This window comes from Spongiivirga sp. MCCC 1A20706 (assembly GCF_046524175.1).
Taxonomy (GTDB): domain Bacteria; phylum Bacteroidota; class Bacteroidia; order Flavobacteriales; family Flavobacteriaceae; genus Spongiivirga.
In genome coordinates, this window is sequence record NZ_JBEFZF010000008.1 from 32806 (window position 1) to 53342 (window position 20537).

Annotated in this window: 19 protein-coding genes; 10 read left to right on the forward strand and 9 right to left on the reverse strand. The window is 37.5% G+C overall.

The window, feature by feature from the left end:
• The first annotated feature begins 89 nt into the window (after nt 1-89).
• On the forward strand, nt 90-650 hold the full coding sequence (locus tag ABN763_RS16570; RefSeq protein ID WP_410486618.1) for a YqgE/AlgH family protein: 561 nt from the start codon (nt 90-92) through the stop codon (nt 648-650).
• On the opposite strand, the gene ABN763_RS16575 is transcribed toward ABN763_RS16570, so the two are convergent.
• Together ABN763_RS16575 and ABN763_RS16580 are read right to left on the reverse strand one after the other, a co-directional pair.
• The gene (locus ABN763_RS16575) at nt 647-1492 is read right to left on the reverse strand and encodes an aminotransferase class IV (protein ID WP_410486619.1); all 846 of its coding nucleotides are present in this window, start codon (nt 1490-1492) and stop codon (nt 647-649) included. The two genes, ABN763_RS16570 and ABN763_RS16575, sit on opposite strands and share 4 nt — an antisense overlap.
• Before the next feature lie 51 nt (nt 1493-1543).
• Entirely contained in the window at nt 1544-1930 is a 387-nt protein-coding gene (locus tag ABN763_RS16580) for an START-like domain-containing protein (RefSeq protein ID WP_410486620.1), read from the reverse strand.
• Nucleotides 1931-2116: 186 nt separating this feature from the next.
• On the opposite strand from ABN763_RS16580, the gene ABN763_RS16585 reads away from it, so the two are divergent.
• Nucleotides 2117-2809, forward strand: a complete 693-nt coding sequence (locus tag ABN763_RS16585) for a hypothetical protein (RefSeq protein ID WP_410486621.1) — start codon at nt 2117-2119, stop codon at nt 2807-2809.
• A 24-nt stretch (nt 2810-2833) separates the two neighbouring features.
• Here ABN763_RS16585 and moaCB read toward each other — a convergent pair whose 3' ends face one another.
• On the reverse strand, nt 2834-3739 hold the full coding sequence (gene moaCB / locus ABN763_RS16590) for a bifunctional molybdenum cofactor biosynthesis protein MoaC/MoaB (protein ID WP_410486622.1): 906 nt from the start codon (nt 3737-3739) through the stop codon (nt 2834-2836).
• A gap of 34 nt (nt 3740-3773) precedes the next feature.
• Nucleotides 3774-4115, reverse strand: coding sequence for a winged helix-turn-helix domain-containing protein (locus ABN763_RS16595; RefSeq protein WP_410486623.1), 342 nt, complete (start codon nt 4113-4115; stop codon nt 3774-3776).
• Between the two features lie 281 nt (nt 4116-4396).
• Between ABN763_RS16595 and ABN763_RS16600 the strand changes: the two genes are divergently transcribed.
• The 8 genes from ABN763_RS16600 (at nt 4397) to ABN763_RS16635 (ending at nt 12597) form a co-directional block, all read left to right on the forward strand.
• Nucleotides 4397-4633, forward strand: a complete 237-nt coding sequence (locus ABN763_RS16600) for a hypothetical protein (protein ID WP_410486624.1) — start codon at nt 4397-4399, stop codon at nt 4631-4633.
• A gap of 7 nt (nt 4634-4640) precedes the next feature.
• Nucleotides 4641-6968 (forward strand): molybdopterin-dependent oxidoreductase, encoded by a 2328-nt coding sequence (locus ABN763_RS16605; protein ID WP_410486625.1) that lies wholly within the window; start codon nt 4641-4643, stop codon nt 6966-6968.
• A gap of 3 nt (nt 6969-6971) precedes the next feature.
• Nucleotides 6972-7685 carry a cytochrome C gene (locus tag ABN763_RS16610; protein ID WP_410486626.1) on the forward strand — a complete coding sequence of 238 codons (714 nt, stop codon included), beginning with the start codon at nt 6972-6974 and terminating at the stop codon, nt 7683-7685.
• On the forward strand, nt 7678-8313 hold the full coding sequence (locus ABN763_RS16615; RefSeq protein ID WP_410486627.1) for a multiheme c-type cytochrome: 636 nt from the start codon (nt 7678-7680) through the stop codon (nt 8311-8313). Before ABN763_RS16610 ends, ABN763_RS16615 begins: the two co-directional genes overlap by 8 nt.
• A gap of 7 nt (nt 8314-8320) precedes the next feature.
• A complete protein-coding gene (locus ABN763_RS16620; RefSeq protein WP_410486628.1) occupies nt 8321-9463 on the forward strand; it encodes a 4Fe-4S dicluster domain-containing protein in 1143 nt (380 codons plus the stop codon).
• Between the two features lie 16 nt (nt 9464-9479).
• Entirely contained in the window at nt 9480-10706 is a 1227-nt protein-coding gene (gene dsrP, locus ABN763_RS16625) for a sulfate reduction electron transfer complex DsrMKJOP subunit DsrP (protein WP_410486629.1), read from the forward strand.
• A 104-nt stretch (nt 10707-10810) separates the two neighbouring features.
• Nucleotides 10811-11482, forward strand: coding sequence for an autotransporter outer membrane beta-barrel domain-containing protein (locus ABN763_RS16630; protein WP_410486630.1), 672 nt, complete (start codon nt 10811-10813; stop codon nt 11480-11482).
• Nucleotides 11482-12597 (forward strand): BamA/TamA family outer membrane protein, encoded by a 1116-nt coding sequence (locus tag ABN763_RS16635; RefSeq protein WP_410486631.1) that lies wholly within the window; start codon nt 11482-11484, stop codon nt 12595-12597. Before ABN763_RS16630 ends, ABN763_RS16635 begins: the two co-directional genes overlap by 1 nt.
• Before the next feature lie 6 nt (nt 12598-12603).
• Here ABN763_RS16635 and ABN763_RS16640 read toward each other — a convergent pair whose 3' ends face one another.
• The 5 genes from ABN763_RS16640 to ABN763_RS16660 all read right to left on the reverse strand — a co-directional run bounded on the left by ABN763_RS16640 (nt 12604) and on the right by ABN763_RS16660 (nt 20532).
• Nucleotides 12604-13275 carry a hypothetical protein gene (locus ABN763_RS16640; protein ID WP_410486632.1) on the reverse strand — a complete coding sequence of 224 codons (672 nt, stop codon included), beginning with the start codon at nt 13273-13275 and terminating at the stop codon, nt 12604-12606.
• A gap of 6 nt (nt 13276-13281) precedes the next feature.
• Nucleotides 13282-13692 (reverse strand): ion channel, encoded by a 411-nt coding sequence (locus ABN763_RS16645; RefSeq protein WP_410486633.1) that lies wholly within the window; start codon nt 13690-13692, stop codon nt 13282-13284.
• Nucleotides 13693-13949: 257 nt separating this feature from the next.
• Entirely contained in the window at nt 13950-17060 is a 3111-nt protein-coding gene (locus tag ABN763_RS16650; protein WP_410486634.1) for an efflux RND transporter permease subunit, read from the reverse strand.
• A gap of 22 nt (nt 17061-17082) precedes the next feature.
• Nucleotides 17083-18171, reverse strand: coding sequence for an efflux RND transporter periplasmic adaptor subunit (locus ABN763_RS16655; RefSeq protein WP_410486635.1), 1089 nt, complete (start codon nt 18169-18171; stop codon nt 17083-17085).
• An 18-nt stretch (nt 18172-18189) separates the two neighbouring features.
• Complete coding sequence (locus tag ABN763_RS16660; RefSeq protein WP_410486636.1) at nt 18190-20532, reverse strand: TolC family protein; 2343 nt, start codon at nt 20530-20532, stop codon at nt 18190-18192.
• Nucleotides 20533-20537 lie beyond the last annotated feature (5 nt).

The window sequence follows — 20537 nt, forward strand, 5'->3', positions numbered from 1 at the left end:
CGCTTTTTTATTTTCCCTATATTACCCAGCAGCGCTAAAAATTTGTTAAAGCTATTTTTTTTTAATAGATTTAAGTCAAATTGCTATTTATGATTGCCTTAAAGCCCAACAAAGGTCACCTACTAATTGCAGAGCCTTCCATTATTGGCGATGTTTCTTTCAACAGATCAGTGGTGCTTCTTGCAAACCATGACGAAAACGGATCTGTCGGTTTTATATTAAATAAACCACTTGAGTTCAAACTCAATGAACTTATTCCAGAAATCACACAAGAGTTTATGGTTTTTAATGGAGGTCCAGTAGAACAAGACAACCTTTATTTCATTCATCGTGTCCCGGACAAAATTGAAAATAGTATAGAAATTTCTAATGGGATTTTTTGGGGTGGAGATTTTGATTCAGCCGTTTTAGGTATTCAGAATGGCAGTATTGATGCTGCTGATATCCGGTTCTTTTTAGGATACTCAGGTTGGGATACCGATCAGCTCGAGTCTGAGCTGCATTCCAATAGTTGGGTAGTTATTGAAAATGAATACAAAAGCGAAATTATTGAAAAATGCTGCGAAGATTTTTGGAAAGAAAAAATGCTAGAATTTGGTGGTGACTATCAAATTTGGTCCAATGCTCCGGAAAATCCCAGTTACAACTAAGCACCTAATCGTACCCTAGCGTTTAATTTGATCAAAAGATCAGAAGCTACTTTTCGTTCATATAATTTCTTACGGTACTTTGTTATTGATCGTATTCCTTGAATTACATTCGTCACAAATAATTCATCGGCTTTTTGTAACTCAAATGGAGAGATCGATGCCTCTTCAACTATATATTTATCATTGGTCTCTATAATAGCTAGCAACTGCTTTCTTATAATTCCCTTTAAACACCCATCCTCTATAGGTGGGGTTTTAATTACATTTCCCTTGACCAAAAACAAATTACCATTCAAGGTTTCCACGACCTTCTTTTCATTATTAATAAGAATACAGTTGCTATACGAATTTTCTTTGGCGTAAATACCCGCCAGAACGTTGACCATTTTATTAGTGGTCTTTAATGTCGATAACATACCTTGATTCACATAGTGATCCTTAAATAATTCTACCTCATAGTCTTGTTCAGGATTTTCATACAACTCATTTTCTAATCTATTTGAAGTAATTAGGTACTTAATACTATTTGTAGAAGGGGTATATAAACCTGAAGCGTCCCGAAAAACTGTCAGTCTCACACGAATCGAAGTACTACCAAGTTGTTCCGCCTCCATGAGTCTGCTAATTTCTTCTTGCAGAAATTCCATAGTAAAGTTCATTGGTATTTCCATGCGTAAAATACGCATAGAAGCCATTAGCCTAAAATAGTGATCTTCCCAAAAAAGGGGTTTACCATTAATGATTTTTAAAGTTTCAAACAAGGCATCACCATATAAGAACCCTCTATTAAAAACTGATAACTGACTGTTAGAAGCTACAATAGCACCGTTGAAATTGATCATAAAAAAACCCGATATAAAATCGGGTCAAATATACTAGTTACTTCTATATGTTTACACAGATCCTAAGACATGTTTCAAAGAAGAAATCTGATTTTCCCAAAGCATCTTAGCCTCTTCCTGCTCATCTTCTTCTGAAAAGTCGGCTACCATTAAAGAAACATCCTTTGTAATCTCATCAACCACAATGCGCAGCTCAAAATAGTAAGGCTCGTCTTCATCATCCAACCAGCGAAACTTAACTCGCTCTCCTGATTTTTTACTTATTAATTTGGCCTGTTCCTCCGAATCATCCCAAATAAAAGTAAACAATTCACCCCGGCTGTTTACATTATCAGCAAACCACTCTGACAAGCCAGAGGGTGTAGAAATATATTGATACAACAATGAGGGGGATGAATGTATCGGAAACTCAAGTTCAAATAATGACTTTTCTTGCATATTCAATTTATTATGCTTCCAATATAGATAATTATTAGTTAGTTTAAAAGAAAAGCTGAAAAATGAACAGCTCATCTATCACATTATCCTGTTTTCCAGTTTCATTCATGACCGTTGTCATAAATTAAAGTTGCTATAGACCATACATTTGATTAGGTAGGAGTTTTGAACTTTTAATCAGAAACTATGAGCAAAATCAACGTAGATGAAAAATACCACAAAGAATTTGGTAAAAAGGTATTGCACGCAATACCAAGCCTAAATCCTTATGTTAAACATAGATTATATCTAGCTGAAACGGTTGGCATTATTCCCCGAAAAATGTATCAAGCTAATGGAATAATTGATGATGCTATTAGCAAGCTGTATGAAGATTATGAAGGTTGGATTAATGATGATAACAAAATCAAGTTAAAACTCTTTTCTTTAGTAAATAATAAACTGGACGAGCTTTATAAAAAGGAGGATTTTCATAAAAATACACTTAGTATTAATAAGATCCTTGAAAAAGAAATGGAACAATTAGATGAAACCTTCGAAATCGACCTGGATCAAGATCTACTCATGAAAGATGAACTTGATGACATTTCATATCACCAACATGACGATAATTTTGTTTATTTATATGAAGATGCAGAAAAGAATATCATACGATCAATGGAAATTGATGATGATCGCAAAAACCTCACAGAAGAACGGAGACGTGCTTTAAATAAAGTATATAACTGGTTGCCATTTGAAATATCAAATATTGCAGATTTGTTCATTTTTGGTAATCTGTCTTATAATGAAATTGCTCAAATAAAAGGTATTGATACCCTTGAAGTGCAAAACATCATTCAAAACGTACGAAAGAGTTTTAGAAAAAACCTGAACTAAAGTTACATATGATCCCTAACGGGACTATGAATTCCTTTTTAGTGTTTTAAAAACATGTAAAACCTCAGGAAAAAGCGCATCTAAAGATTCTTTAGCACCTTTAGTAGATCCGGGTAGCGCCATAATCAGTGTATTGTTAATGGTACCTACAATACTTCTAGAAAGCATTGCATATGGAGTACGGTCCTGACCATATTTTCGCATGGCTTCTTCCATTCCGGGAACTGTACGATCGAGTATTGTCATCAGGGATTCTGGCGTGATATCATTTTTAGACAGTCCCGTACCACCAACAAAAACTACTAGGTCAATACCCGCTGTTTGGTGTTGCATTGCCTTTTGTTGAATAATTTCTTGAGCATTAGGAATGATCTCGTATTCCGAAAGGTTAAGTTGGTATGTTTCAAGTTCCTCACATACGGTCTTACCAGCACTATCTGATTTTTTACCTTCGAAAACAGCATCTGACGAAACAATAACTGCTGCGTTGAGCTGATTTTCAAACTTATTTTTATAGGTCGACCTACCTCCTAGTTTGCTTTCTAATTTAATATTGTATATCTCAATGGCATTATCTATTGGTTTAAGCATATCGTATATCGTCAGTGCCACAACGCTTGCTCCATGCACTGCCTCTACTTCAACCCCTGTCTTATAAATAGTTTTAACTAAAACTGTAATCGAAATTTCCAACCCATTAACTAAAAAATTAATAGTCGTATGCTCTATAGGTATGGGATGACAATCAGGTACTAAATCAGCGGTTTTCTTAACTCCCAGTAAACCGGCTGCCTTAGCCATAGCAAATACATCTCCTTTAGGTACATTCCTATCGTTAATTGCGTCAATGGTTTGTTGCTTGCTTACTTTAACTATGGCTGTAGCCGTAGCTGTGCGTAGTGTAGTATTTTTTTGAGTAATATCAACCATAAGTAGTATTCGGATTTTAGCTAAATGAAGTGTGTCATAATTTTTCAAGAACCTTCAGTTCTTTATCCAAAAATATCCAGCAATTTTGATTAATATTATCAAAAGCATCTATTAGTTTTTTCCCATATGGAGTAATGGAGGCTCCTCCCCCACTTCGACCACCTGTAATTTTTTGAACCACTTCTTTTTTAGCCAATTTATTTACAGCATCTACAAGTGTCCATGCCTTTTTGTAAGACATATGAATAGATTTTGCAGCTTGCGACAACGAGCCATGCTCATCAATCGCTTTAAGTAAAATAACCCTGCCTTCACCAAGTAATACCTTGTCACCAGACTCAATCCAAATTCTACTTCTTATGCGATATCTATTCATTTTGTTTAATGTTATGTGTTTTTTTTAAAGAAAAAAAGCTATCAAATTCCCTTCTTTTTAGCTAACAAAAAATCTCATCCTCAAACACCACACTGAATATCTCCAGAGGTGCCAGAAAACATTAAAAGCTTTATTTACAGGCAAATATAACGGAGGTTTATTCTTTCAAATTATGACAAAAGTCATGATTTAAGAATGTTAATATTATCAAATTTACTATCTTAGGGATATGTTATAATGCAGCAACCAAATGCTACTACAACATTAAACAAAACCAACCAATGCCAGTAAAAAGTTATCTAGCCCATCCGCATGAAGGAAAGAAAGAACAACTATTAAAAGACCTGTCTTCAATTCAGGAGTGCGAAGTATTACCTGCCGAAAATCGAGACCTTCTTATACTGGTTACCGACACAGAAGATATAGACTCCGAAGTCATACTTGAAGAAAAATTAAAAACCATAAAAAGCCTGAAACTATTATCAATGGTTTCAGGCTTTAATTCTAAGCAAAACTAGCGCGCTTATGTTCACCTCATTAACAAATAGAAGAGAGTTTATCAAAAAGATGGCAAAGCTATCGGCCATGGCAGCAGCGGCCTCCATGTTTCCTGGAATCATTTTTGCCGACGAACAAGAGGCCGGAATTCCACCTGATGCCAATCTGAATTGGAAAAAAGGACCGTGTCGTTTTTGTGGTGTAGGATGTGGTATTTTGGTAGGCACAGAAAATGGCAAAGCCGTCGCTGTAAAAGGAGATCCCAATTGTGAAGTAAATAAAGGGCTGCTTTGTGTAAAAGGCTATCACCAAACAATGTGCGTACAATCTAAAGACAGACTTACGCATGCATTGGTTAAAAAGAATGGGCGCTATGTGAAAACTCCACTAAACGAAGCCTTAGACCTTGTTGCAAACAAAATGAAAGAGACCATTGATAAACATGGTAAAGATTCGGTGGCTATGTATACCTCAGGACAATCGACCATACCGGAGGGATATGTTGCTTCTAAACTAATGAAGGGGGCCATTGGCACCAATAACCTTGAATGTAATGCCCGCCTTTGTATGGCAAGTGCAGTAGCAGGTTTCTTAACCACTTTCGGGGCCGACGAACCTATGGGTTGTTATGAAGATATAGATCATGCCGATTATTTTGTTACCTGGGGGAATAACATGGCGGAAATGCACCCAGTACTATTTTCTAGAATGCTGGAACAAAAAAGTACAAGAGGCGCGAAGATCATTGATTTTGCCACACGTACATCTCGATCGAGCGCTGCATCAGATCGATCAATCTTGTTTGAACCCCAAACGGATCTTGCGGTAGCAAATGCCATTTGCTACGAGATTATTAATAATGGTTGGATGAATACATCTTTCGTTGAGAAGCATTGCAACTTTACAAAAGGACTAACCAATATGGGTTATGGTGTTGAAGATAAGTACAAATTCAGCGATAAACCCTCAATAGTAGATTTCCAAGCCTATAAAGAATTTTTAAAAGATTATACCCCAGAAAAAGTTGCTAAATACTCAAAGGTATCTGTCAAAGATATTAAGTATTTAGCTGCTATTTACGGCGACCCTAACAAGAAGGTAGTTTCGTATTGGTGCATGGGTGTAAATCAACATACTCGAGGTACTTGGATGAATAACCTCATCTATAACATGCATTTACTAACCGGTAAAATTTCGCAACCGGGTAACGGCCCATTTTCATTGACTGGTCAACCCTCTGCATGTGGCACCGCTAGAGAGGTGGGCACGTTTACACATAAACTACCTAAAGGGGTTGTGATGAATGAGAAACATCGACGTTTGGCCGCCAAAATATGGAAAGTTCCATATGAAAATATTCCTTCTAAACCGACTTATCATACTACCGAGATGTTTAGGGCTGTAGACCGCGGAGATATTAAATTTATTTGGACACAAGTTACCAATCCACTCGTTTCACTACCCAAGACCAGTCGATACCGTCCTGGTATGAAAAAAGACTCCTGTTTTGTGGTAGTATCCGATGTATTTCCGACACCAACTTCAGATGTCGCTGATGTCATTTTACCGGCATCTTGGCATATTGAAAAAAGCGGTTTATATGGTAACTCTGAACGTAGAACACAACACTGGGAACAAATGGTTGAGGGACCAGGAGAGACCACACCCGATGCTTGGATGACCATTGAAGTTGCTAAAAGAATGGGGTATGGAGATTTGTTTCCATATAGTAAAGAAAATCATGTAGATGAAATTTACAATGAATACCGTCAGTTTCACGAAGGCGCAAAACACGGTATGGCCCCGTTAGAAGTTCTTAAAAAAGAATCAGGTGTTATTTGGCCTTATGTAAATGGCAAGTCAACACAATGGCGCTTTAATGCCAAATATGACCCGGCTTGTGATAACGGGGAAGATTTTCATTTTTACGGTAAACCTGACGGAAAGGCAATCATTTGGTTACGACCATTCGAACCAGCTGCGGAATCACCTGATGAAGAATATCCGTTTTGGTTAAATACAGGACGTGTGGTAGAACATTGGCACACGGGTTCCATGACAAGGCGAATTCCCGTTTTACACCAGGCAATGCCCGCCGCTTATATTGAATTTCATCCTGATGATGCAAAAAAACTAGGCATTAATAAAGGCGAAAAAATAAAGGTGTCTTCAAGAAGAGGATCTTGTGTTTTACCAGCATCTATTAACGAACGTGGCCTACCCACCAAAGGGCAGGTTTTTGTTCCATTTTTCGATGAGAATATGTTGATTAATGACGTTACCCTTGATGCTTTTTGTCCTATCTCAAAAGAACCTGACTTTAAAAAATGTGCTGTTAAAGTTGAAAAAGTGTAGGCTATGAAAAAAAGACTTGGCATCATATCATTTTTTATTCTCATTTTAGCTGGCTTCATTTTCAATTGGAACTACAGTTATCAAAAGGGCCTAGAAGAAGCGTATATCCCCTTAATCGAAACTCCTTCAGGAAATTACTTATCCTCTGAAAGAGGGGTTTTTAAACAAGCTACGTTCGAATTCAATTATACGGATATGCCTGTAGATTCTGCCTATGAACGAACCATAAAGGATTATTATAAAAACAGGGCATATCTAGGAGCTCCACCAAGTATCCCCCATCCCCTCATTAAAGGAGAAAGGGGTATTGGAGGAAATAGCTGCTTGCAATGTCATCAAAATGGTGGTTTTGTAGATGCATTTAAAGCCTACGCACCGGTTACTCCTCATCCCGAAATGGTTAACTGTCGGCAATGCCACGTTGCTCAAAATAGTACTAGTGTATTCAAGCAGGCATCATTAGAAAAAATACATCCTCCAAGCATAGGTACAGGTGCCAATAATGCATTATTTGGTAGCCCTCCAATGATTCCACATGGATTACAAATGCGAGAAAATTGTATTGCTTGTCACGCAGGTCCCGGAGCAGTTAAAGAATTGAGAGTTTCACATCCAGAACGCATTAATTGTAGGCAATGTCATTTGCCGAAGCAAATGACAACCACCATAATTGATACAACAAAGTTTCTGAGACAATTCGATAAGCTAAATGAATAATTCCAATACAATATATCTGCTATTAATTCTGGTTGCAATAACCATAGTAAGCTGTAAGAAAAAAGACGAATATCATAGCTTGGACGAACGCATCCACGCAGAGTCCAAGACTGGAAAAAATGGAGGAGTTAGTTCTGAACTGCTTTTAAGCGACTCCAAGCTACTCGAAATAACTGAAGGCCATCACACATTTCTAATCCCGGAAAGAAAAGGAGAAATTAAATCGTATGCATGTACCGAATGTCATACAAAACCTCTCAACCAAATAAAGGGTAATGGTATTCAAAAAGCTCATTGGGATATTAAGATAGTCCACGCAAGTGCTGACGTGATGAATTGTGCTACTTGCCATAACGGTAATGACATGAATAATCTGGTGAGTCTTACCGGGCAAACTATCGATTTTAATAAAAGTTATAAGCAATGTGCACAATGTCATACTGTACAATTTGAAGATTGGAAAGGTGGTGCTCACGGAAAAAAAGTTGCCGGTTGGGCTCCTCCAAGAGCCTCTATGACCTGTGTCAATTGTCATAACCCGCATAACCCAAGCTTTGAAACAAGATGGCCGGTGCGATTTAATACAGAGAAAGTTAAAGAACGAAAAGACGGTTTAGAATTCAAATAGAACACCTATGAGTGAAGAAAAAAAATGGTATCGCTTAGATCTCGGGTCGAAGAAAAAACCAACTACCAACTCCTGTGGTTGTGGAAAAAATGAAGGTGGATGCAAAGGGGAACACCAATCGAAAATGCCTAATCAAAAAGAAGAAATGAGTGAGAAGGCTTTTTTAGAAGCTGCAGTTGACGCATCTATTGGTGAAGAAAGGTATAAAGATGGTTTCGATCAGGTGTTTGATGTTAAGATGGATCGTAGAACCGCTTTTAGAAAATTAACCGCTAGTCTGTTAATAGGCGCAGGCGCAGTACATACAAGCTGCAGCATTACGGCTGGTGATACGGCTAAAGAAAAAGCGCAGATAGACTGGGAAGAACAGTTTAAGGGTAATTACAAATTAATGACCGATGATGAAAAACAAGCGACCATTTCCCGCCTGATGCGATCTTATGAGCTGCGAACAGGTAAGAATATTAGTATGACCGCCGAAAATGCTAAAGAAGATGTGTTATTCGGTTATGCATTTAATATATCGAAATGCCAGGGGTATATGAACTGTGTTTCTGCTTGTGTTGAAGAAAACAATCAGGATAGAAACTCTCAAATGCAATACATCCGCATACATGAAATGAAAGATGGTAATGGCTTTAAGTTTGACGATGCTGATGACAACTTTTATCACGAGGTTCCCGCCGAAGGGCATTTTTATATGGGCACGCAATGCTTTCATTGCGATAATCCTCCTTGTGTAGATGTATGCCCAGTACAAGCAACATGGAGAGAAGATGACGGATTGGTGGTAATTGATTATGATTGGTGCGTTGGTTGTCGTTATTGCATGGCTGCTTGCCCCTATGATGGCAGGCGATTTAATTGGAGTAAGCCGGAAGTTCCTGAAAACGAGATTAATAAAAATCAACACTACCTGGGCAACCGTATGCGCAAAAAAGGGGTCATGGAAAAATGCACCTTCTGCGTTCAGCGCTCAAGAAAAGGAAAAAATCCGGCCTGTGTGGAGGCTTGCCCTACCGGTGCACGCATCTTTGGAAATCTTTTAGATCCTGATAGCACCATACGTTGGGTTTTAGAAAACAAAAAAGTATTTCGATTAAAAGAAGATTTAGGTACGGAACCCAAGTTCTGGTATTTCATGGACTGATCAAAAGTATTTAAGCATGAGACGATTTAAAGTTTTTAAAAGTTTAGTAACCGACAGTCTGGATACCATTACGCAGGGCTCTAAACGATATCATTTATGGATGGGCTTTCTCACCATTGTAATGCTTTCAGGAATGTATTGCTATTCCATACAGCTGGACGAGGGCCTAAGTGTAACAGGGATGACCGATCGCGTTAGCTGGGGACTATATATTTCTAACTTTACGTTTTTAGTGGGTGTAGCCGCGGCAGCAGTGATGCTTGTAATGCCGACATATATTCTGAAAGATATTGACTTTAAACAGGCTGTTCTTATTGGCGAAGGCCTTGCCGTTGCAGCCCTGATCATGTGTTTAGCTTTTGTAGTTGCCGATATGGGAGGACCGGCTGTTTTGTGGCATATGATACCAGGGCTTGGGGTATTCAACTTTCCTGACTCCATGCTTACATGGGATGTCATCGTACTTAATGGTTACTTGTTTTTAAACTTAAGCATCCCATTTTATATCTTATTCCGGCATTATCAAGGTAAGGACTCCAACCCAAAAGTATATATTCCCGGAGCTATATTATCGGTGTTTTGGGCAGTCGCTATACACCTGGTAACTGCATTTTTATATCAAGGATTACAAGCGCGCCCATTTTGGAACAACGCATTACTCGGACCTCGATTCTTAGCATCGGCATTTGCAGCAGGGCCGGCACTTATTATTCTTGTACTAGGGATCATTCGATCATTTTCTAATTTCAAGGTAAAGGATGAAACGATCAAGAAAATAGCAATGATTGTAACAGTAGCTGCGCAAATCAACTTGATTATGCTTATTTCTGAACTCTTTAAGGAATTTTATGCGCCTACACACCATAGTGAGAGCGCATTTTATCTATTTTTTGGTCTACATGGTAAAACAGCCTTATTACCATGGATTTGGACTTCAATTGGCCTAAATGTGTTAGCCGTTGTAATGCTGACCTTTGGTAGGTTCCGAAATAACTTTAAAACACTGTACTTCTGCTGCTTTATTCTTTTTGTTGCGATCTGGATTGAAAAAGGCTTTGGCTTGATCGTTCCAGGATTCATACCGGGTCCCTATGGTAAAATCGCCGAATACACGCCTACCGGGATCGAAATTGGTGTCACCCTAGGTATTTGGGCGTTAGGTGCATTTATATTCACTATTCTAGCCAAGACAGCTATTGGTATTGAAACGGGGAGTTTGAGATATGGTAAGAAGGTTCCGTAAGGTATATTTAATGTACTTGTGTTTTAATTTCAGAAATGGCGCAGAAAAAATATTATATCGATTAATTCATTATCATTGGCTAAATTTGAAATTAAAGTTTGCTAATGATTTCAAACAACTTTTTATTTAGATTAATATTAGTTTTTTTACTTAGTATATTATCGTTCTCTCTTCCTGCCCAAAGTAAAGATTCTCTGACTAGTGATACTCCTTTTAGAAAAGGTAGATGGCTTACGGGACTAGATGGCGTAATTAGTTCGTCTACTTCTGAAATTGCTGGTGTCGAAGGAAAAACTACTTCTAACCAATTTGGAATCAATATTTCTACAGGTAAGTTTGTAAAGGACAGACTACTATTAGGAGGCGCTTTTCAAGCTCAGAGGACTAGTGGTTCAGGTAACATCAATAGAGCTACGGAAACCCTTTTTATCGGACCAATGGGAAATTATTACTTGTCGAATAACTCAAAAGGCGCTCTTTTTTTACAACTATCCGCTGGTTATGTACGGTATCTTGATGATACAACGGTAGCACAAGCAAATAGTAATGTTCAATTCGAAAGTGAAGGTAACGGTTTTGGAGCGATTGTAGGCGTTGGGTATAGCTATGTTATAAACAATAGGATAGCATTTGATTTAGCTTTCAACGTCAACTCTTTTTGGATAAATGTAGATACAGAGACTTCGGATAATATGGTACTTAACGAAACAATAACCGTAAGCGATACACTGTTTTCATTTGGTTTTAATGTATTGCTTGATGATTTCTTTTTTTAATGAAAAAATACCTCTATCTATTATTGTTATTTCATTTATCGCTTAATGCCCAACAAGAGCGAAACACCAGGGAAAACACCATAAAATCGGATACTATTAACACCAGTAAATCCATCAAATTTATTGGTATTCCTATAGCTTTTTACACTCCAGAAACTGAATTTGCTTTTGGTGGTGGTGGACAGCTATTTTTATTAAACAAATCAAACCAATATAACGCTAGACCTTCAAATATTTTATTTAGTGGGATTTACACACTCAACGAACAGATCATGTTTGAGGTAAAGCCGCAAATTTATCTAGGTAGCGGTAATTATTTTATTGATGCCTCTTACTTGTTAGAAATATATCCGAATCAATTTTGGGGAATTGGGGCAAAAACGCCCGATGAAAACCTTGAGATTTATAAACAGACTACGCATGCCCTCCGATTAGCATTCCTAAAACGGTTACCGCCGGATCTTAATTTTGGGTTTGAATATACCTTCAAAAATCATGATATATCCGAGGTTGAGGAGGATGGTATTCTGGATTCTGGATCTGTTTTAGGGGGCGACCGAGCTGTAGTTTCTGCCTTAGGTGCTATTTTCAATTTAGATTCAAGAGATAACACGGGTTCGCCAACATCAGGGCAATTTCTACAAGCTAAAGCTCAGTTTTCAACTAAATTATTAGGTGCTACCAGTGGTTTTAATAAATATGTAATAGACTTAAGAGCGTATAGTGTTGTCAATGAAAAAAGTACGCTTGCCACTCAAATTTACGCGGAGACTAATTATGGCGATATACCCTTTCAATCGCTTGCCAGTTATGGTGGTGGGACTAGAGCAAGAGGTTATTTCTTTGGACGTTTTATTGATAATCATATGTATGTAGTACAAGCTGAATATCGATATCGGTTTAAACCAAGATGGACAGCAGCCGCTTTTGGTCTTATCGGTGAAGTAGCAGAGCGTCCTGAAAAATTCTTCAACTCGGATACTTTTAAACCAAGTTTCGGTGCCGGTATTCGTTATAAAATATTTAAAGATCAAGACACTTATTTGCGTTTTGATATCGGTTCGGGTATCGATGGTAATAGTGGTATTTATTTTGGTGTAAATGAAGCTTTTTAATTCTTGTTATTTGCCAAATTCCTTCGCTACAATTTTCGAAAAACTGGTTCTTACTTGTTTTGCAGATTCAGGATCTGTAGCTTCCACCGATATGATACGCACTAATCGATCTTTATCGGGCACGGTCAAGTCATAGGTAACTGCTTCTAAAATGTAGATTGTTGAGGACAACGGAACAACGAGTTCTTGATTCTCTTTACTATTAAAACGACTTATATCCGGTAAACCATCAAAGTTGCTGTAATATGAAGTAAAACCAATTCCGTATTTACCATAATTTGGATCTGCAATATCTATTTTCGGAGTGGTATAGTTTTTTTCGAGTTTTTTAACCTCCTTTAATGAAGTAAGCATGATTGATTCAAATCCATCTTTTAAAAACCGTTGTACAATCTCATTGACTTCCTCTTCGGTCCTATTTTTATTCTCCTTTAATTCAGGAAATGCAATATAAGATGCAACCGCATTTACTTCTTTTTGCTTTAGATTCAAAACCATTTGATCTTCATACGATTTTCGAACCTCAGCATCTGAAGTTCGGGCCACCACCAGTAGCTTATCATTTTTTGTTTTCGCAAAATTTGCTGAGGACCAGGAATCAGCAAGCTTTACTGCTGCACAATTGGTAAATAAAGTACTAGTTAACACTAAAATAGTAAGCTTCTGTATGTGTTTCATTTAATATTATTTGTTTCGATGTCTTATATACTTTTCTAATACAACAGCAGTTATGATAACTAGATAAAACTGCCCCATTAATCCGATTAGAATTGCTGCTTTTTGCGCTAGTAATGTAACGGGCAAAATATCACCATAACCAATAGTAAGTAATGTAATATAACTATAATACAACATTCGTTCAGTAAGTACTTCGGGCCCCATACCATTAATGTATAGGCCACTAAAAGAACCTGGATATGCCATTTCAATACTAAGCCCAATAAAAAAGCCGATTAATCCTAACGAAATGTAGCCGCTAATCAGACCAAAAATAATGTTTTTGTCTACAAAAGCTGACTCCCATACCTGTTTGATGATGGCAAATGCTACAGCAACATGAAAAACAAAAAATGTTGCCATCTGTATGGTATTCATCGTTACAGAATTAGTGCCTTGGATAGCTGTAATAACAGACAATGTGATTGCCAGAATCAATAGTATTGATAAAATTATTATTCTTTTGCGGTCACCATAAAAGAATAATAAGCCTGTAGTCAGATTAGCAATCAAAAGAACCGGCGATAAGATCTCTTCAAATACAAAAGATGGAACTATCAGAGATCCAAAGAGGATCGCCACCTGACTAAAAAAGAAAATTTGAAAGCGATAAGAAAATAACTTTTCAAGCATCATTAATCTAGCAGCTCATCATTAAATGCGTAGCCTTTATAGTTAACCTTATACAACACGCTATAAAAAGAAGGAATAAACAACAGGGTAATCACAGTCCCGAATAAAAGGCCGACCATGATAGTTACTGCCATAGGCTCCCACATCTCTCCACCTCCTAAATACAACGGAATCAAACCTAATACCGTCGTAAATGTCGCTAATAAAATGGGTCTAAAACGTTGTAAGCAGGCTGCTATAATAGCATCTTGAGGTTTGCGTTTTAGTTCATTTTCTTCTATTTCTATCCGATCAACCAAAACAATCGCATTATTAATAACGATCCCAGCTAAAGAAATCACCCCTAAAAAGGCCATAAAACCAAATGGCACATTAAAAATCAGGAGTCCCAACACCATTCCGATAATTCCCAACGGGATGGTACAAACAATCATTACCATTTTTCTAAAGGAATTAAATTGAATGATCAGAAGCATTACTATTATAAAAGCTGATAATGGTAAATAACTGGCCACAGCCCCCATGTTCTCAGCCGTACTCTCAGCATCTCCGCCCAATTTATACGTATAGCCAGCACCCCAAGTTTCAGCTTGCTCTTCTAACCAAGGTGTAATTTCGGCAGTAATGGCAGAAGCATTTCCCTCAGCAGTTAACTCACTAGACACATTTACAGTACGTGTTAAGTTCAAACGTTTAATACGAGTGTATTGCCATTGCGGTAAGATGGTTGCTACCTGAAGTAGTGGCACACTTTTACCAGAATTCTGTGCATAAATATTTAAGGTTTCCAACGATGCTAAGGACTGTTGTTTATTCTGGTCACTTAACATTACAATAGGTATCGATTTATCACCTTCACGATACTCACCGGTTCTAAAACCATCAAGCACCGTTTGCAGCGAAGTTGCGATATCTTGATTAGTAACCCCCGCTAATTGCGCCTTATTTTGATCAATATCAATGATGAATTTTTTCCCTTTTGGTCCCCAGTCATCCTTTATGTTTTTGGTACCCGAAATTCCAAAAAGTCTGGTTTTTATGGATTGAGAAATTTCAGCTAACTTATCCGGATCATCTCCTGAAACCTTAATTTCAATAGGTGTACCGCCTCCACCAGAACCTAAAAGGCCTACCTTAATATCGGCATTCGGAAAAGAACCAAAACAAAAGGAATCTAGCTTTCGTACCATCTCATTATTCACCAAAAAATTGGAGGTATTAATCAAGATATGAGCATAGTTAGAGTTCGCTTCGTCAGGATTATATCCTAGGTCATACGCAGATGGGCCTTCGCCAATATAAGCTGACCAATCAACAATACCATCAGTATTATTTTCAGAAACCTGAAGCTTAGTTTGCATAAACGACTCAATAGCAGCAACCATTTCTTGAGTACGCTCAATCTTTGTTCCCTCAGGAAGATTAATGTCTGCAGTAATCATATTGCGATCACTATCCGGGAAGAAAACAAACGCCAAGAGTCCAAATCCCAGAATAGATAAAATAAACAGCCCAACAATACCAAAAAGCACTGTTCTTTTCCAGTTAAGAGCCACTAAGATTAAATCTTTATATTTTGCTTTTAACCCATTAATAAGGCGATCAAGAAAACTGGTTTTCCCTTCTTCCGGCTTTTTAACTTTTAAAAAGAAAACACAAAACAGGGTGATGATACTTAATGCTATTATCCATGAAGATAGAAGCGCTATTGTGATTACAACGAATATGGGGCCCATAATATCTCCCATAACCGATTCGGCCATATAAAATGATAAGAACGCTGCTGACGTTGTCAATGTTGATATTAATAATGGAGTAAAAAGCTCTGAGCAAGAGTCGATAGCTGCTTGTTTGACATCGGCGCCATTTTCCATTTTCACCATGACCGATTCCGCCACCACAATTCCGTTATCCACCATCATACCTAAGGCCATTATCAATGCAGCTAAAGTAATCTGGTTAAGACCTACATCAATTAACCCCATTATAAATAGTGTAGTAATCGTCACTATTGGAATTAAACTTGCTATAACGAGTCCCGTCCTGAAACCCAAGAAAATTAACATCACAGCAAGTACAATACCTATAGACTGTAAAAGATTGCCAATAAAATCACTAATTTTTAGTTCGATATAACTGTCTATAGAGGCTAATCTGTTCACCTCTAAACCAATTGGAAGTTTAGCACGCCACTCATCAAGAACAACATTAAGTTCTTCACCTAACTTGATAATATTAGCTCCTTTCTTTAAGGAAACATGAAGTGACAAGGCTTCTTTACCATTGATTCGCACAATTTGTGTAGGCGGATTGATATAGCCTTTTCGAACATTGGTGATATCTTTTAAAGGCACCACCTGCCCCCCTTCTCCAACGGGAATTAGCATTTCTTCAATATCCGTAACATTATCAAAATTTCCGGTTGGTTCTAAAATAATGCGTTCGTCTTCAACATTAATTTGACCACCAGAACTCAGGATATTCGTATTACTAATGAGCCCTTGTAACCTATTCGAGGTAAGCCCGTAACTTTTTAATTTTGTATTGTCAAATTCCACAAAGACCCGCTCTTCTTGATCTCCGTTAATTTCAACCTTTGCCGCATCTGGTAACTTAATCAAATCATCGCGCATATCATCGGCATAGTCCTTCATTTCTGCAAACGAAAAACCATCGCTTGTTATGCCAACAGCAATACCAAAAACTTCACCTATGCCATCATCTTTGAGCTGTGGCTGTACCCCATTTGGCAAGCCTTGAATGCTATTTAATTTGCGACGCAGCCTATCCCACACAGGCTGCAGGTCTTGTGGTTCTACTTGCATTACCAATTCTACCTGCACTACTGATAATCCGGTTCTAGAGGTGCTAGTAACTTTCTTTAATTCAGGAAGCTCTTGAGCAACTTTCTCTATTTTATCGGTCACTAATTCTTCCACCCGTTCAGGGCTCGCTCCAGGAAACGAGGATACTACTGAGGCAACACGAATTGTATAGGGAGGCATGCTGTCACGAGATAGGCTTTGGTAGCCCACAAGGCCCATAAGCATTACTACACCAAGTATACTTAGTACAACACGGTTATTGTTAATCGAAAACTTCGTAAGATTCATAATTCTGCTTCTTTAGATTTGATTATTGCAATCTTACTTTTTGCCCATCTAAAAGAGTTTGTAGGCCTGCTGTGGCAATTTTCTCTCCTCCCTTAAGTCCTGTTTTTACCTTGAAGCCATTACTTGTTAGTTCACCTACCTCAATTGTTTGTTTTTTAACCGTCCCCGTTTTGTTATCAGCAGATTCTATGAGGAAAACATAATTCCCGTTTCCATCTTCACCCACCGCTTTAACCGGCACAACTAAAGCATTATCATTTGCTTCTTCATTACCTCCTAAGTTGAACGTAACATTCGCTGCCATTCCTGGCTTTATAGCAGAGTTGGCAGGATTGATATCAATTTTTACCGGATAGGTAGACGAATTAGCATCGACCACCGGAGAGACTTCTAAAACGGAGCCTTTCAAATTTCCCTCGACAGCAGATACAGTTAAATCGACTTCCATACCCGTTTCAACTTTATTAATAACATTTTCCGGTAAACCCACCATTATATTAATTTGTTCACCGGCATTAAGAATGGCAATTACTTGTCCTGCACTTACATTGGCATTTAAAGTGCCAGGCTTGCTTGCAATCGTTCCATCTTTAGGGGCACGTATAAATCCGTAATTAATTTGTGATTGCTGAATACTTTTATTCCGTTTTGCAGATTCATATTGATCTAAAGCAGTTTGATAATTATTTTTTGCTGTTTCGTAATCGCTTAATGACTGACTACCACTTTCGTATAGCGACTTGATACGATCTAAGGCCGATTTTGCCGTTTTCATGGCAGAATTGGCACTATTTAAAGCAGAAACCGATTGCTCATACGCCAAATTAGCCTGTACATTATCTAATTTAGCAATAAGGTCTCCCTTCTTTACTTTCTGCCCGACGGTTACATTAAGCTCTGTGATTATTCCATTGCTTCGAAAGCTTAGTTCAATTTCGTCTCCAGCTCTTGCAACCCCACTAAATGATCTAATTTTTTGAGCATCGGCCGTACCAACAACCTGGTAATTCACCGGGCGTAATACTTCTTCTTTCTTTTTTGTTTCTTCTTTACAAGAATGTAAAGTGAAAACTGTGAATAATAGGAATAATGGGTAACCTAAATATTTCATTTCCTGATATATTGATTGTTAGTTTCTACTTAAAATAAAGGTTCTTGCCCTTTGAATAAAATCTTGATTAGCATCATCAGAATTGATCAAAAAGAAATAACCTATGGCTCTTTCTAATTGCATTGAGGCTAATAAGTAATTATAGTTGGCTGTCGCACTTGCCAATTGCGATTGTAAATAATTGGTTTGGGCATCAATTAATTGAATTAACGGAACTGCCCCCTCACTATACGCAATCTGTGTTAAATCTAAACTCTCTTTGGCAGCTTCTTCTGCAATTTTTGAAATTTGAATGTTGGCAATTTCATTGGTCAAATCAAGTACTAAGGCATTAATATTGGTTTCAATATTTAAATCAATATTACTTTTTTGAACATCAAGTTGGTCTTCTTGGATCTTAGCTGTTTGTTGGTTGATGTTTCTTTGGTTTTGATTAAAAATAGGAAGTGAAACATTCAAGCCTATGTTATAAGTACCATCAGGAGCAACAGGAAATCCAACAGGAGGAACAGCTCCCTTTCCTGACTGAGAAATTGTCAAATTATACTGACCTTGTAATGCGACCGTAGGTACAAATCTTCCAGAAGAATTCAGTTTATAAGTACGCTGCACTGCTTTGAGATTGTAACCGATATTTTTTAATTCAGGAGCATTTTTTTTGGCTTCTTCAATGAGAAAATCTACCAAATTGGGTCGAAGCTTGGGATTATCTAAAATCTCTAGAAAATCCTGATAGCGATAATTAGAAAACAGGCCTTCAGAAATTACAGCATCCTGAATATCAATTTCTAAGTCTATGGGATTATTCATTAGCTGATTAATGGTAAAGAAGGCTTGATCTAATTGATTAGCGGCTTCAATAAGAGTTTGCATATTCTGCGCCATCTGACTTCGAAACCGAAGTACGTCGGACTTACCGGAAGCGCCAGATTGAAAATTCTGTTCAGAGATGGCCAAGTTCTTTTTAGTAACTTCTAGGTTTTGCGCTTGAATTTGAGCGTTCGTTTTTAAAATTAATGCATTAAAATAGGCCACGCTACCATTTAGTATAGCATCAAGTTCAGCAGCGTTATAGGTTTCTTGCTGTGCTTTTTGCAAGTTTTCTTGAATGGTAATTCCTGCAGCGGCACCTTCTGAATATATTAATTGTTGCAGACCTACACTTCCTGAAGTAGAAAACTCTGCATTAGTACCGTTAGAAATTTCGGCAACTCTTGGGTCTAAATAGACACCAGATGCAGATGCAGAAATATCAGGAAGAAAGTTACTTTTAGCAGTTTGCACGTCCTGAGTACTTAGATCAATATTTTTACGTTCGGCTTCTAATCCTAAATTCTTGCCTATTACCCCATTCATTATATCTAAGAGTGAATAAGCGTCATTATCAATATAATTGCTTTCTCCTCCAATCATATCAATGTTTCCTAACATGCTATATCGCAACGGAAACTTGATTTTTTTGGCCGTATTGAAATTTAGCGACAATCTATTTTTATATTCTAAAAACATCGGTAATTCCGAAGGATTGGTCCCATTGACTATCGACTCCACATTTAATGCAATACGCCTAAAAAGCTGATCAATATTAGTTTCAGGTTGGTTGGTAGCTAAAATTCCTTTTTCCACATCTTGCATTCGGTTTGCAGAGAATGAGGGTAGTTGCTTTTCGTTTATGTCATCTACTAAGGTTTTAAAAGCGGTTTCTGACAAATCAAACCCACCCGCGAGGTAAATAGCGTCTGTACCCTCGATGAGATTAGAAACAGCACCGTCCTCAGGAATACTAATTAAAGTGTATGTCGATGTTTTATCTTTAAAATATGTATCGAAAAGGTCTTTTATTGGTAGTGCAGTAGGTAAGTAAGCATCCACCAAAATGCCAATATTTTTATACTCGTAAATGTCGTTAAAGGCATCCAAATCCTTTTTATAAGAAAGTGGAGCAATGATGTAAGTTATATTGTTGATGCCTGATGTTTTTTGATCTTTTGGTAAGTCAATAAAATCATTATTGACCGACCCAAACACAATTACCGGTTTTGCATAGCTTTTTTGCTGATACAAGGCAATATTATTAACCACACCAAAAGCCAAAATAATATCGACATCGCTCAACTCCATAGTCTGATAGTTTGACTTGGCTTTTTCTAAATCAAAATCATTCTGTACCGGATCGCGAAAAACTATGTTGGCATCTTGCCCAACAACCGCTTTAATTTCGTTTTGAAGTTTTTTAAGTAAAGGAGCATTTTCGACTGTCGTCTCATCCGCAAGAATACCAATAGTAACCGTTTTGGTTCGTTGGGCATAGACGGAAGCAATGGTGAATAATAATACAATTAGAATGGTTAGTTTTTTCATTAATG